The sequence below is a fragment of the Rhodococcus sp. NBC_00294 genome (assembly GCF_036163995.1).
Classification (GTDB): domain Bacteria; phylum Actinomycetota; class Actinomycetes; order Mycobacteriales; family Mycobacteriaceae; genus Rhodococcoides.
On the sequence record NZ_CP108043.1, the window covers coordinates 22,675 to 35,992 of the forward strand.

General features: G+C 65.7%; 14 protein-coding genes. 11 read left to right on the forward strand and 3 right to left on the reverse strand.

From position 1 onward, the window contains the following. Window positions 1–28 precede the first annotated feature (28 nt). The 4 genes from OHB23_RS00105 to OHB23_RS00120 are packed head-to-tail and all read left to right on the forward strand — an operon-like array spanning window position 29 to window position 3,610. Window positions 29–589 (forward strand): hypothetical protein, encoded by a 561-nt coding sequence (locus tag OHB23_RS00105; RefSeq protein WP_328810454.1) that lies wholly within the window; start codon window positions 29–31, stop codon window positions 587–589. Continuing rightward, on the forward strand, window positions 586–1,773 hold the full coding sequence (locus tag OHB23_RS00110) for a PrsW family intramembrane metalloprotease (RefSeq protein ID WP_328810455.1): 1,188 nt from the start codon (window positions 586–588) through the stop codon (window positions 1,771–1,773). The genes OHB23_RS00105 and OHB23_RS00110 overlap by 4 nt, the downstream gene beginning before the upstream one ends. Continuing rightward, window positions 1,770–2,402, forward strand: coding sequence for a hypothetical protein (locus OHB23_RS00115; protein ID WP_328810456.1), 633 nt, complete (start codon window positions 1,770–1,772; stop codon window positions 2,400–2,402). The genes OHB23_RS00110 and OHB23_RS00115 overlap by 4 nt, the downstream gene beginning before the upstream one ends. After that, window positions 2,399–3,610: a PrsW family intramembrane metalloprotease gene (locus OHB23_RS00120; RefSeq protein WP_328810457.1), complete on the forward strand. Its 1,212-nt coding sequence runs from the start codon at window positions 2,399–2,401 to the stop codon at window positions 3,608–3,610. Before OHB23_RS00115 ends, OHB23_RS00120 begins: the two co-directional genes overlap by 4 nt. Window positions 3,611–3,660: 50 nt before the next feature. Here the strand turns inward: OHB23_RS00120 and OHB23_RS00125 are convergent, their stop codons facing one another. Further along, window positions 3,661–4,050: an ACT domain-containing protein gene (locus tag OHB23_RS00125; protein WP_328810458.1), complete on the reverse strand. Its 390-nt coding sequence runs from the start codon at window positions 4,048–4,050 to the stop codon at window positions 3,661–3,663. A gap of 413 nt (window positions 4,051–4,463) precedes the next feature. On the opposite strand from OHB23_RS00125, the gene OHB23_RS00130 reads away from it, so the two are divergent. The 3 genes from OHB23_RS00130 (at window position 4,464) to OHB23_RS00140 (ending at window position 8,573) form a co-directional block, all read left to right on the forward strand. Next, the gene (locus OHB23_RS00130; RefSeq protein ID WP_328810459.1) at window positions 4,464–5,024 is read left to right on the forward strand and encodes a hypothetical protein; all 561 of its coding nucleotides are present in this window, start codon (window positions 4,464–4,466) and stop codon (window positions 5,022–5,024) included. Then, window positions 5,021–6,211 (forward strand): PrsW family intramembrane metalloprotease, encoded by a 1,191-nt coding sequence (locus OHB23_RS00135; protein WP_328810460.1) that lies wholly within the window; start codon window positions 5,021–5,023, stop codon window positions 6,209–6,211. The genes OHB23_RS00130 and OHB23_RS00135 overlap by 4 nt, the downstream gene beginning before the upstream one ends. 154 nt (window positions 6,212–6,365) lie before the next feature. After that, window positions 6,366–8,573 (forward strand): putative bifunctional diguanylate cyclase/phosphodiesterase, encoded by a 2,208-nt coding sequence (locus tag OHB23_RS00140; protein WP_328810461.1) that lies wholly within the window; start codon window positions 6,366–6,368, stop codon window positions 8,571–8,573. Between the two features lie 1,140 nt (window positions 8,574–9,713). Here the strand turns inward: OHB23_RS00140 and OHB23_RS00145 are convergent. Further along, window positions 9,714–10,403 carry a TetR/AcrR family transcriptional regulator gene (locus OHB23_RS00145; RefSeq protein ID WP_328810462.1) on the reverse strand — a complete coding sequence of 230 codons (690 nt, stop codon included), beginning with the start codon at window positions 10,401–10,403 and terminating at the stop codon, window positions 9,714–9,716. Between the two features lie 85 nt (window positions 10,404–10,488). Between OHB23_RS00145 and OHB23_RS00150 the strand changes: the two genes are divergently transcribed. Both OHB23_RS00150 and OHB23_RS00155 read left to right on the forward strand, forming a co-directional pair. After that, window positions 10,489–10,848 (forward strand): MFS transporter, encoded by a 360-nt coding sequence (locus OHB23_RS00150; RefSeq protein ID WP_328810463.1) that lies wholly within the window; start codon window positions 10,489–10,491, stop codon window positions 10,846–10,848. 152 nt (window positions 10,849–11,000) lie between these two features. Next, window positions 11,001–11,489: a monooxygenase family protein gene (locus OHB23_RS00155; protein WP_328810464.1), complete on the forward strand. Its 489-nt coding sequence runs from the start codon at window positions 11,001–11,003 to the stop codon at window positions 11,487–11,489. Window positions 11,490–11,569: 80 nt separating this feature from the next. Here OHB23_RS00155 and OHB23_RS00160 read toward each other — a convergent pair whose 3' ends face one another. Continuing rightward, window positions 11,570–12,052, reverse strand: a complete 483-nt coding sequence (locus tag OHB23_RS00160; RefSeq protein ID WP_328810465.1) for a winged helix-turn-helix transcriptional regulator — start codon at window positions 12,050–12,052, stop codon at window positions 11,570–11,572. A gap of 88 nt (window positions 12,053–12,140) precedes the next feature. Here OHB23_RS00160 and OHB23_RS00165 point away from each other — a divergent pair, with 88 nt between their 5' ends. Together OHB23_RS00165 and OHB23_RS00170 are read left to right on the forward strand one after the other, a co-directional pair. Then, window positions 12,141–12,842, forward strand: coding sequence for an SDR family oxidoreductase (locus OHB23_RS00165; RefSeq protein WP_328810466.1), 702 nt, complete (start codon window positions 12,141–12,143; stop codon window positions 12,840–12,842). Between the two features lie 29 nt (window positions 12,843–12,871). Next, window positions 12,872–13,291, forward strand: coding sequence for a tautomerase family protein (locus OHB23_RS00170; protein WP_328810467.1), 420 nt, complete (start codon window positions 12,872–12,874; stop codon window positions 13,289–13,291). The last annotated feature ends 27 nt before the right edge of the window (window positions 13,292–13,318 follow it).

Consider the following 13,318-nt stretch of genomic DNA (forward strand, 5'->3'; position numbering starts at 1 on the left):
TCACCGCTTCCTCGGCATCGACACCCGCGTGTTCCCGCACGCGCTCGTGATCCTCGCCGTCTGGCTTCTGTGGACCGTCGCCCTTCCCGCCGTCGATTCCGCCCTGCCGCAGGATGATCCGGTGATGCCGGGCGATCTGCTCTCGGTGACCGAGAGCGTGACGATGAGACCGGCCACCGACTGGAACGTTGCCAGTGGATTCCGGATCGACCAACGCGGCGCCGACGATTCGGTTCCGAACATCGAGCTGACTCGAGGCAACATCACCTTCACCACGAGGGCCGACACCTTCGACGGCACGCCCGACGAGCTCCTCACCCAGGTCGACGCCGTCAGCGCCGCCACCGGAGGTGGTTCCGTCCTCGAGCTGTCCGGGTCGCCCACCCCGTTCGTCACCAACACCGGACTGACGGGTGCGCAGGTCGACTTCGCCACCCCCAGCATCGCCGGATCGATCACCGCCCTCATCGTGGACGGCACGGGAATCGAGGTGCAGGTGTCCGGTCCCCCGGAGCAGATCACCGACCGCGCCCCCGAGATCACCACCATGATCGCCAGCATCAGCGCCGAGAATCGAGAAGCCCAGTGAACACCGACGCCCTCAGTGCACGCAGCCGTGCCCTCGACACGACCGCATGGGGCGAGAAATTCCGCTTCGTGCAGCCCCGCAACATCGTGTTCTGGATCTACCTGTGGCTCTGCATCTCAGGGGTCGTGAAGGGGTGGCAGATGTTCTCACCCCTCGCCGGATACTACGGCCGCGCCATGTTCATCGCTGCCGTGGTCGGCGTGATCAGTGTCGCGGTCTGGACGTGGTGGTTCCGGCACGTCGACCGCTACGAACGCCAACCTCTGACCCTGGTGATCGTGGCCTTCTTCTGGGGCGCCACCGCCGCCACCTTCGCGATCGCCGTCTCCGCCAACGGCACCCTCGGATCGCTGTACGCGAAGATCTTCGGACAGGTCTGGGCGCAGGACTGGCACGCGGGACTGTCCGCACCGTTCGTGGAGGAGAGCGCGAAGGGCGTCGGGATCGTCGTACTCCTCGCCCTCGCTCCCCGGTTGGTGCGCACCGCCGTCGACGGTCTGCTGCTGGGAGCTTTCATCGGTCTCGGATTCCAGACCAGCGAGGATTTGCTGTACTCGGTCGCCGGCGCCACCAAAGGGTTCGGTGCGCATCAGACCGACGGGCTGGCCCACTCCATCGGGCTGCGCGTCTTCTCCGACATCCTCTCCCACCCCCTCTTCACAGCCTTGTTCTGCGCCGGCGTGATCTATCTGATCGGCACTCCGGCACAGCCGCGGCGCATCATCCGGGGCCTGGCTCTCATCGTGGCACCCGTCCTGATACATGGCATCTGGGATTCCATGATCGCGCTGTCCGGCGGTGACGGCATCGGCGTGATCGTCGTCATCATCGGCGACTTCGTATTCGCGTTCACTGCACTGTCGATCGCGTTCGTCTGGGCGCACCCCCGTGAAGCACAGTTCGTCCGGGACGTCCTCGCGCCAGAGGTCGAGGCCGGTGTCCTCACCGACGAGGAGATCACCGCCGCCGGCGGGTGGCGACAACGACTTCAGTACGTCCGCGCAGGAACCGGTCACGCCGATCGTCGCCGACGCGGACACATCGTCCGCGCCGCCCTCGATCTCCTGGCCGACCTCGCCGCCGCCAAGGGACAGGACACCCCCGATGTCATTGCGGCGCGCGAGGAGATCTCGCGACTTCGGCACGGCCGCCCGACAACCGTGACCGCGCAGGGCCATTCATGACATCGACCGCTCCGGATCATCACCTGACACGTGTTCCGGCAGAGCACCGCGTTCTCGGCCTCGATCGGCGCACGCTGCTACCCGCACTGGTCGTGACCGGGGTGTTCCTGCTGCTGACCGTCGTGGTGCCCCGAATCGACACCTTCATCCGCTGGGACGACTCCGTGCGCGCCGGCGAACGATTCGCGCTCGCGGACACCATCGACATCACGCCCATCACCGGGTGGAGCGTCGAGAGCGGCTTCCGCCTCGACGAGGAGAGCACGAGCCAGCAGACCGGCGAACTCACCGTCACCGGAGACGGAGTTTCCGTGGACGTGTTCCCCGGTTCCTTCGACGGGACCCCGGCAGAACTGCTCGAGCAGACGGACAAGGTCACCACCCTCGCGAACGACCCCACGTTCCGCGTTGTCGGCGACGTGACCACGCTCACCACCGCCAGTGGGGAAACCGGTGTGATGCAGCCGTATTCGAGTGTCATCAGCGACGGACTGGCCGCCGCGTTCGTCATCGACGGCACCGGCCTTCGGGTCCGCGTGTACGGCCCGCCCGCTCAGATGATCGCCTCCGCCGCGGACGTCGAGGACATGCTCGCCAGCATCCGCACAACCGACAGGAACAACTCGTGAGGGACACCGACACCGACTCCTCGACGGACTCGGCGCACACCGACTCGATCGAACGCCGGCGCCGTGCCGTGGAGGTGTCCGGGTGGGGCGAACGGTTCCACTTCCTGCAACCGCACAACGCGTCGTTCTGGGTGTACATCGTGCTCACTGCCATCGGCGTGCATCAGACATGGGCCTACTTCGCACCCGAAGCCTCCTTCTACGCCGGCGGTTACGCCGTCGCCGCCATCCTGTGCCTGCTGTGCGGTGTCGCCTGGTTCCTCTGGTTGCGCCACATCGACCGCTGGGAGAGGCAACCCGGATCGCTGGCGGTGGCAGCAATCGTGTGGGGCGCGATCCCCGGCACCTTCGCGTTCGCCATGACCGCGAACACGGCGATGCTGAGCATCTACCCCAAGCTCTTCGGCCAGGAATGGGCAGCGAACTGGGGTGCCGGCGCAACGGCACCGATCACCGAGGAGGCCGCGAAGCTCTGCGGGTTCCTGCTGCTGATGAGTCTGGCACCGCGTCTGATCCGCACCGCCAACGACGGTCTCATCGTCGGCGCGTTCATCGGACTGGGATTCGGTGTCTTCGAAGATTTCCTCTACGCCGTCAATTCCGCGGCGACGAACTTCGGGACCGACCCCGCCGGTAACGCGGCACACATGGCAATCACCAGAATCGGCGCCAGTTTTGTCTCCCACCCCCTGTTCAGCGCCCTCGTCTGCAGCGGTGCCGTCTACCTCATCGGGACCGCGGCGCAACCCCGCAGAATCGGACTCGGGTCGATGTTCGTGGCCGCTGGAGTGTTCCTGCATTTCACCTGGGACGATGCCGTCGGACTCGGAGCCGGCAACGGATTCGTCATGTTCGGTGTCATGATCGCCTCGGTCATCCTCGCCTTAACCATGCTGACGATCGCGTTCCGCCGCGCGGCACCACGTGAACACCGATTCGTTCGCGACATCCTCGCCCCCGAGGTCGACCGCCAGTTCCTGACGGACGCGGACATCGACGAAGTCCTCGATCCCGACGTACGCAAGGCTCGCCGCAAGAGTGCACCGAACCGAGCAGCGCGCCGCGCGGACGCCCACCTGCGCACCGCGATACTCGACCTGGCCCACGACGTCGCCCGGGACGACGGAGCCGACACCCACGCTGTGCGGCACTCCCGGTCGGAGGTTCGGCGACTTCGTACCGTCGCAGACCTGGCCCGCACCCCGTAAGACCGGTGAGCGGGAAACCGCTGCCGCAACGAGCACGTCGTCGGTCTCGTTCAGCCGTTGACCGAGATCCGATGTCCCGCAGCGGTCATCGCGATCACGGCGTCGTCCCGGCGACCCGCCGGGACCAGGACGAGATCTCCGTCGAAGGTGGAGACGACGAAGACCGGGCACCCGATGTCCGCCAACGGGGTCGTCATCGCGGCGACGACCCCCGTGGTCCCGAAAGCGATCGCCCCCTCGGTGTAGAACGCCACCCACGGACCGTCGATCACGGCGTCGGCGGGGACATCGGAGTCCACACACACGAGGGACAACTCCCTCGAGGTGCGCGTGACGGACAGTGCACGCGAGACATCCACAGTCGCGTGTGGATCGAGACGAGCTACGACGTAGGACTCCTCGAGCTGAACCAAGCTGACAGAAGGGAAAATGTCGGTCACGGTAGATCCTCACCGGCGGCGCGGAAGGCCGGTGTCACGGCCACGAGTATCGCGCTCGCGACGAGTGTCACACGGCGGTGACAGCTCGGTCACGCCGCCCCGACCTCCAGCGCATGTCCACAGGAGACGCGGCATACGCCTGCGTCCCGGCCCGAGCCTCCGGCATCACCAGCAGCGTCGCCGCCGATGGCGCCGTGTGTCATTCAACCGAATGACGCGGCGGCAGTGGGGCGCCCGATCGAACTCCATCATCGCGACGACGACCCACGCAATGCTTCATCGTCTGAAATAGTGATCTCACCCAAACATCGGAGATCACGTTGGCATCTCACCCAGAAGCACCGATCAGACCCGAACATTCGCATCGCCGTCGGCCACCCGTCGATCACCGTTTCCTCGGCCTCGACACCCGCGTGTTCCCGCACGCCGTGGTGATCCTCGCCGTCTGGCTGCTCTGGGTCATCGCCGTTCCCGCCCTCGACTCCGCTGTGGCACAGGACGACCCGGTGCGGCCGGGCGATCGGCTGTCGATCACCGACAGCGTGTCGATGACACCGGCCACGGAATGGAACATCGCCAGCGGCTTCCGAGTCGACGAGCGCGCGACGGACGACTCTCTGCCGGGCATCGAACTGACCCGGGGCAACATCTTCCTGACCGTGCGCGCCGACTCCTTCGACGGGACACCCGACGACCTGCTCACCCAGGTCGACACCGTCAGCGCCTCCATCAGCGGAAACTCCGTCCTCGGCCTGTCCGGAGCGCGTACCCCGTTCATCACCGACACCGGCCTGACGGGTGTGCAGGTCACCTTCACCACGCCCAGTGCCGCCGGGTCGCTCACCACGTTCGTCGTCGACGGCACCGGTCTCGACGTCGAGGTGTCCGGTCCGCCGGCGCAGATCACCGACCGCACTCCCGAGATCACCGCCATGATCGCCAGCATCACCGCCGAGACTCGAGCAGCGCAGTGAGCACCGACACCGTCAGCGCCCGCAGCCGCGCCCTCGAGACGACCGCGTGGGGCGAGAAGTTCCACTTCGTGCAGCCTCGCAACATCGTGTTCTGGATCTACCTGTGGCTCTGCGCTGCAGGGCTCGTGAAGGGGTGGCAGGAGTTCTCACCCCTCGCCGGATACTTCGGCCGCGCCCTCCTCATCGCCGTCGTCGTCGGCGTCGTCAGCGTCGCGATCTGGACGTGGTGGTTCCGGCACATCGACCGCTACGAGCGCCAACCACTGACCCTGGTGATCGCGGCCTTCGTCTGGGGTGCCACCGCCGCCCCCTTGGCCATCGCCCTGACCGCCAACGGCGCCATGGGATCGCTCTACGCGAAGTTCTTCGGTCAGGCCTGGGCGCAGGACTGGCACGCAGGGCTGACCGCCCCGTTCGTGGAGGAGACCGCCAAGGGCGTCGGGATCGTCGTCCTCCTCGCCCTCGCACCACGGCTGGTGCGCACCCCTGTCGACGGCCTGCTGCTGGGCGCTTTTCTCGGCCTGGGGTTCCAGACCGCCGAGGATCTGCTGTACTCCGTCGCCGGCGCCACCGAAGGTTTCGGTGCGCACCAGACCGACGGGCTGATCGGATCGATCGGCACCCGTATGTTCTCCGACATCGTTTCCCACCCCCTCTTCACCGCCCTGTTCAGCGCCGGCGTCATCTACCTGATCGGCACTCCGGCACAGCCGCGACGCATCGCTCGAGGCGTGGCCCTGATCCTCACGCCCGTCGTGGTGCACGGCGTCTGGGATTCTATGGTCGCGCTGTCCGGTGGCAGCGAGGTCCTGGTGGGCGTGATCATGTTCGGCGATTTCGTGTTCGCATTCGTTGCACTGTGGATCGCGTTCGTGTGGGCTCACCCCCGCGAATCACAGTTCGTCCGTGAGGTTCTCGCACCCGAGGTCGAGTCCGGGGTCCTCACCGACGAGGAGATCACTGCCGCCGGCGGGTGGCGACAACGACGTCGCTACGTCAAGGCCGGAACAGATCGCGACGATCGCCGCCGACGCGGACACATCATCGACGCCGCCCTGGACCTCCTGGCCGACCTCGCCGCCGGCAAGGGACAGGACACCCCCGACGTGATCGCCGCACGTGAGGAGATCACCCGACTCCGCGGCGGCGCACTGCATGCCGACACGCATCCGTCGACCGCGCCGTGACGCAGCGCCGTTCTCACGCGCGGACGGTTCCGGGCCTCTGCGACCACCAGGTGCGCTGCCCGAGATGATCCCGCGGACGGATGACATATCGCCACGGGGAACGACTCTGCGCGATGCACCGCCGCCGCCCACCTCGAGGATGTGGGCGGCGGCGGTGATCGCCGTCGGGATCACGGCCCTCGGCGTGGCGCTGGCCCTCGCACCTGGTGACCACGTCTTCCGCGGTGAGTTCGAGTGGTCGTACCTGCTGACACCGGTGATCGGTGCGTACACCTGTTTCCTGGCAGCAACCCGGACCCGAGGCATCGACCGCCGGTTCTGGTCCCTCATGACAGCGTCGATGGCGATCTGGCCCGTCGGACAACTGATGTTCATCATCACCTCGGCCGCAGGGGCCTACACGTTCCCGTCCTGGGTCGAGGTCCCCGTCGTTCTCTCGAACACACTTACCGTCGCTGCACTGGTGCGTTATCCTCGCCACGGGGCGGCGTTCACCGCACGCAACATCCTCGACGCCCTGATGGTCAGCCTGTCCGTCGGCCTGATCACCTGGCACCTCTGGCTGCGCCCACTGGTCGAGAACCTGGGCGGCGCAGCCGAACTGCGCAGCGTCGCGGGGTTGTACTTCCCCATCATCGGTGCGCTGCAGCTGACGCTCGGCATCCTCGCGTTGGGTCGGGCGAAGTACCGCGATCAGATACCGCTGACCGTCATCGTGCTGGGTCTCGTCCTGCTGGCCGCCGGCGGGATCTGGTACGCGCAGTGGCAATCCGACGGATCGACCTCCACGTCCGGCTTCGCCTTCAACATGCTCGGCAACCTGTGCACGACCCTCGCTCCGCTTCTCGTCTTTCGAGCAGCGGACCGATCCCGGCGAGCACGGGCCGTGCTGTATCCGACATCCATCGTGCCGTACATCCCCGCCGCGGCGGCCGTCACCGTGTCGGTGGTCGCCGTGCACCGGGGCACCGCGCAATCGGCCGAACTCCTCGTCGTCCTGGTGCTGATCCTGATGCTCTCCGCCCGCCAGTACGCCGTTCTGTGGCAGAACAATCGCCTCCGGCGAACCATCGAGAACACCGAACGGCAGATGCGCCACCGAGCCCACCACGACGCCCTGACAGGTCTGGCCAACCGAGCGCACCTGCAGGAGAGGCTCGATCAGCTGACCGACACTCGCGGCGGAACCCCGTCCCTTCTGTTCATCGATCTCGACGACTACAAGATCGTCAACGACACGCTCGGACACCGAATCGGCGACCAGGTGCTCGTCGACTTCGCCGCGCGCCTGCGGAACGGCATCCGCCGGGCGGACACGATCGCACGCCTGGGCGGCGATGAATTCGTCGTCCTGCTCGACGACGTCGACGAAGCCGCGAGCACCGTCGCCGCACGAGTGCTCGAACTTCTCGACGAACCGTTCACCCACGACGGCCACACCGTCACGGTCTCCGGCAGCATCGGCGTCGTCACCCACGGACCGTCGGACCCTCCCACGACATCGGAGGAGATGCTCGCCCGTGGGGACACCGCGATGTTGCGAGCCAAACGATCAGGGAAGGGCACCGTCGTCGAGTTCGACACCGGCATGGCACTGGTCGACCTCGACGACACACACCTGCGCGCGGCGCTCACCGCCGCGATAGAGCGCGAGACGCTCGGCATCGCACTGCAGCCCATCGTCGACACCGCCACCGGACGGATCCGGGGAACTGAGGCGCTGCTACGTCTCACGCGCGGGAGAACAGTCGCCGACCCACTGTCGGTCGTCGCCGCCGCCAGCCGGGGCGGCATCCTTCCGGAACTCACATCTGCCGTCCTGCAGCACACTGCGCGGCGCACCTCCCCCGGCGACGACCATCCTCATCCCGGCACCATCCACGTCAACGTCCTCCCGATCGAACTCGACACCGCGCACCTCGAAGCGTCATTGAGATCCGTGTTCGACACCGGCCTGCTCCGACCCCACCAACTGGTCCTCGAGATCGCCGAGAACGCGATAGCACCACACCACGACGACGTCCACCGCGGCATCGCGAGGATGCATGCACTCGGCGTGCGGATCGCGCTCGACGACTTCGGCAGCACCGACACCAGCCTGTCGACTCTGGCTGCGCTCGACGTCGACATCGTCAAACTCGCACCGGCACTCGTCGACGCGCTCGATCGACTGCCCAGGATGACCACCGTCATCAGCTCTCTGGTGCAGATGGCCGACAGCCTGGGCGCCGTGGTCATCGCAGAAGGTGTCGAACGGCCCGGGCAGCTCGACATGCTGCGCCACCTCGGGGTGCCCCTCGCCCAGGGGTACCTGCTCGGTGCTCCCCACCTCGACACCGCGCGGTCCGCTACCGCGATCTGACGCCACAACACACCTCTGGGCAGGCGTCGGCCCTGGCCTTCGTCGGGCGGCCCGGCCCCCATCACGAGGCTGTCGGAAACGAACGGTTCATCCCGTCGATGAAGGTATGAACACGTCCATGCCGCCGGCGATCGACGTGAAGCGAGTGGTGTCCGTCCACAGAAGTCCTCGCAAGTCCGCGACGGTAGTGGCCATTCCTGCGCTGAAGTCCACCCACGGCCACTGACGCCCACCCGCGTCCGTCGAACGAGTTACGAACGAGTTGTGACAACTCGTGACATCGAGCCGAGTTTCGGCAGTTCTCGCAGGTGACCGGACGCCCCTGGACCGTGGCGGAACTGCACGGACGTACCGGGGAAAGTCGTGAAACGAGCGGTCAGATCACGCTATGTTGAGGCATTTATGCAGTTCAGAGGCATTTCTAGAGCCTCCTTTCGGGATTGAACCGAAGACCGCTCGCTAACAAGGCTTCGACGACCAGATCAGGCGGATGCACGTGGACTCACGAGAACCGGTCTGAGCTGCTCTTTTGTCCACTGGCGTCCGCCGCGGTCCGCCTCCGTCCGTCCCGACTTGTGACACTCTCGTGACACCGAACGTCGGCCCGACTCGGACTTCCGTGCGCCGCATACCGTTGCACAGCAATCTATTCCGCGCGTGCAGTCCGGTACAACGTGTCCGAAGCGAAACAACGCGGCTTTCGCCAGAGCGATACAAGTTATACATAACTCACGACCGGGACGAACTCGTAGTGGCAGAACCGATAGCCGACCACCTCGCGGCGCTACCGAGCGGTGGGGAGAAACGCGGCCACCGAGGCGATCGATATCAACACGATAAGGCTGCTGAAAATGGCCGGACACATCGAGGCCGTGCCGAAAACGCTTGCACCTCATTCGATCTCCCGCAAATCCGGTTCCCTCGCGGGCGGTAGGCGCTGCCTGCGCCGGTGGTGCCCAGCGAGGTGATGGCGATTGCGCCCGTTACCGACAGACCGGCGGTCTGTCCTATCGACACCCCACAGCGAGAACGTTCCGAACCGACGGCCGAAGTCCGTTTCGTCGCCGTGGTGGGATTATAGGACTGCGCTGCGACCATGGTCAGCCGGTTGCCTGCCACCAACCTGATTGCCGGTTACCTCTAATGGTCGACCGCGTCGAGAAGGCATGTCTCGTAGGCGTCGAGTGCTCCGCGCGTTGCGCGAGCGCGGTCGTCGCCGATACCGACGAGCTGGGCGATCGCCATGGGCGCGAGGACGCTCGCGACTGCGTCGCTGTGATCGGCGAAGTGGCCGGCCGCTTCGAGCGAGACGAACCCGTGTACCAGGCTCCACAACTGGGCGGCGATCTGTTCCGGGTCGTCGATGTCGGCGCGACCGGCCGTCACCAGTCGGTGGCAGCTGCGTACCAGAACGGCGTAGGCCTCGCGGAAATGCTGTTGTGGCACGAGGGGAGCGGACGCGCGGTAGGTTCCGCGCGGCGAGAGTCCGAACATCAGGTCGTAGAGGTGCGGATTGCGCTGCGCGAAACCTCTGGCTCCCAGGGCCATGGCGAAGAGCTGCACACCGGGGTCGTCGTTCGACGCGGCCGCGTCCTCGAGAGTCCCTGTCAGCGTCGCGTATCCCCGCACCACGACAGCGTCGAGCAGTCCGCCCACGTTCCCGAAGTGGTGGTAGACCGTGATCGTCGAGGAGCCTGCCCTGTCGCTGATGCGACGGACCTTCATCTCGGCAGGGCCTTCCTCTGCCAGGACAGCGACGGCGGCGTCGACGAGGCGCTCGCGGGTGGATCCGTCGTCCGCCGTGCGGTCGGAGTCCCGTCGAGCGGCCATGACGTCATGGTCGCACAGCTTCACCGCGACAAACGGTATCGCCGATTCCGTCGTAGCGAAGCAGAGCGACTGCTATAACTCTGTTATGACGCATCGAGTCCGCCGCTGGCGCAAGATGGCCGCGCTGGTGGCTCTGTGCTGCGCGGTGTTCGTGGTCAATGTCTCCACCACGATCGTCGACATCGCGCTGCCCACCCTCGTCGAGGACCTGGGGGCGTCCACGCGCGATCTGCTGTGGGTGGTCGATTCCTTCAACCTGGCATTCGCTGCGTTGGTGCTGGCCGGGGGATCGCTCAGCGACCGGTTCGGTCGCCGTCCCTTCCTCGTGGGCGGGCTCGGGGTCTTCGCGGTCGCATCGGTGAGTAAGGCGTGGAGTGGTGAGCCCGCCCAGCTGATCGCGCGGCGGGCGCTGGCCGGTGTCGCGGCTGCCGGGTGTACCCGGTGACGCTGTCGATTCTGACCAACGTGTCCCGGGAGCGGTCCGAACGCGTCATGGCCACCGGATCGTGGTGGGTCACCTCCCTCGCGAGTGGGCTGACCTAGCCCCTCCTCCCGTCGCACTCGGCGACGCGGACCCTCCCCCTGAAAGGGTTGACCATGGATGTCGAAGCTGGCCGGTACACCGCAAACTACGAGGACGACTTCGTCGTGCTGTTCATCGGTCTCCGAGTGAACAGTCTGTGGCGCATCAGAGAGTGGTTCCCGGTCTTCCGAGACGCGTTCTCCATGACCAAGGAGGCACTGAACCTGCCCGACACCCCACTACTGAACTCGAACACGGTGTGGTCGGTGTCCGATCCACGGCTGTTCTTCTTCGTTCAGCATTGGCGCTCGTTCGACGAACTGACCAGTTGGGCGAACGATTCCGATCTCCAACACAAACCCGCACGCAAAGCGTTCTTCAAACGCACTGCCTACAACGGACACGTCGGAGTTTGGCACGAGGCGTACGAGGTCAAGTCAGGCCGCTTCGAGGCGATATACGCCAACATGCCCAGAACGAGCCTGGCATCGGTCGGAGACTACCGGGAATTGCGCAGAACGTCCCGCGCGAAGGACCGAATGGGAGACCCGACAGCGCACTGAGGTGATGTGCCGCCGGCTACCACGCCTCGAGGCAAAGTCGAAGCTTCGTTTCTGCCGCGTCGAGCGACCCCCACCGGGATTCACGGGAGCCGAGGCCCCGACCATCGGACCTCGATGTCCCGCGATGTCAGGTTGAAGACCTCGCCTGCGCTGACGCCGACCCTGACGGGTTCGCCGCTGTCGCGATGGACGAAGGCCAGCGGCGGCGCACCACCCTGCAGATGAGCGTCGCCCCACTGCACCAGAGAGAACACCACGGGCAGCAGGTCTTCACCTGCCGCTGTCAACCGGTATTCGTCCCGTGGTCGGGACCCTTCGTCCCGGTACGGCGTTCGGGCGAGAACGCCGGCGGACTCGAGGTGGCGTAACGACCGCGACACCGTCGGTGCGGATGCACCGGTACGCATGACGAAGTCATCAAACTTGGAGGTGCCGTAGAAACTTTCCCGCAAAACCATGAATGATGCCTTGGTGCTCAGGACTTCGAGTACCAAAGTGATCGAGCACCGCTCCGCCTTCCACCGAGTCCGGTCGGCGAGTCGGTTGTCGAGAGACAAGGGCATGACCGAACTATAACTAATGCTTGCGTTATCCAGGTACGGGATGTTCCACTCTGACTAAAGATTGAATTAGTCAGAGGGGAAGGCATCGATGACCACACTGGTGGACAAGACGGTTCTGGTGACCGGGGGGCGCCGCGGACTCGGCGCTGCGCTCGTGGACGGCGCGCTGGAACGTGGGGCTCGCATGGTTCACTCGACTGCACGCTCGCCCTACACCGATGAACGAGACACCGTCGTGACCCACGTACTCGATGTGCGCTCGCATGAATCGGTCAATTCCCTCGCCGCAGGCCTCGGCGACGTCGACATCGTGATCAACAACGCAGGAGTACTGCTACCGGCGCCCCTGCTCACCGGCGCGTTCGATGATGTCGTGGACACCTTCGAGGTGAATACCTTCGGTCCGCTTCGCGTCGTTCGTGCATTTGCCCCGGTGCTCGCTGCGCGTGGCGGCGGTGCAGTGGTCAACGTGCACTCGGTGCTGTCCTGGCTCGCTGGTAGCGGGGCGTACGGCGCATCGAAGGCGGCGATCTGGTCGGTGACGAATTCGCTGCGCAGCGAGCTGGCCGGCCAGCACACACACGTTCTCGGAGTACACGCGGGTTTCATCGACACCGAGATGGTGACCGACGTCGATTTGCCCAAGACCTCTCCGTCCGTCATCGCCGACCGCGTACTCGACGCTCTCGAAGCGGGTGATGCGGAGGTCCTGGCCGACCAGGTCAGCGTATCGGTCAAAGCGATGCTCGGCGGGCCGGTCGAGCACCTGGCCTTCGACCGCGCCCACTAGACGCCGCCACCGGACAGGAACATACATCGATGCCTCTATGGAAGATCGTCCACACACCCGGCCTGTTCACCGAGACGGACAGAACTCAGCTCTCCCGCGACATCACCGACCGATACGAGAAGGCCGGACTTCCCCGCTTCTACGTCGTGGTCACATTTGCCGAGACCGACCCGAGCAACATCTACGTCGGAGGTGAACAACGGCCGACCGTACGAGTCGAGATCGCCCACATCGCCCGGCATCAAGACGGTGCGACAGGTCGACGCCGCGTTGCACAGTGGGTCAACGACGTACTCGCTACGCACCTGGACCGGGAGGGGCTGCACTGGGAATTCCACATCGACGAGACCAGCGAAGAATTGTGGATGATCAACGGTTACGTACCCCCACCCGGCCGATCCGAGGCGGAGAAGGCGTGGCGGACGGCAAACCGGCCAATGGACTACTGACCGCGTCAGTTCGGATCGATCCCCATT

What these genes read in the sequence shown, in the direction of transcription:
- OHB23_RS00115 (WP_328810456.1), top strand. Translation starts at nt 1,770, where the DNA reads ATGACATCGACCGCTCCGGATCATCACCTGACACGTGTTCCGGCAGAG.
- OHB23_RS00155 (WP_328810464.1), top strand. Translation starts at nt 11,001, where the DNA reads ATGGATGTCGAAGCTGGCCGGTACACCGCAAACTACGAGGACGACTTC.
- OHB23_RS00145 (WP_328810462.1), bottom strand. Translation starts at nt 10,403, where the DNA reads ATGGCCGCTCGACGGGACTCCGACCGCACGGCGGACGACGGATCCACC.
- OHB23_RS00170 (WP_328810467.1), top strand. Translation starts at nt 12,872, where the DNA reads ATGCCTCTATGGAAGATCGTCCACACACCCGGCCTGTTCACCGAGACG.
- OHB23_RS00160 (WP_328810465.1), bottom strand. Translation starts at nt 12,052, where the DNA reads ATGCCCTTGTCTCTCGACAACCGACTCGCCGACCGGACTCGGTGGAAG.
- OHB23_RS00165 (WP_328810466.1), top strand. Translation starts at nt 12,141, where the DNA reads ATGACCACACTGGTGGACAAGACGGTTCTGGTGACCGGGGGGCGCCGC.
- OHB23_RS00150 (WP_328810463.1), top strand. Translation starts at nt 10,489, where the DNA reads ATGACGCATCGAGTCCGCCGCTGGCGCAAGATGGCCGCGCTGGTGGCT.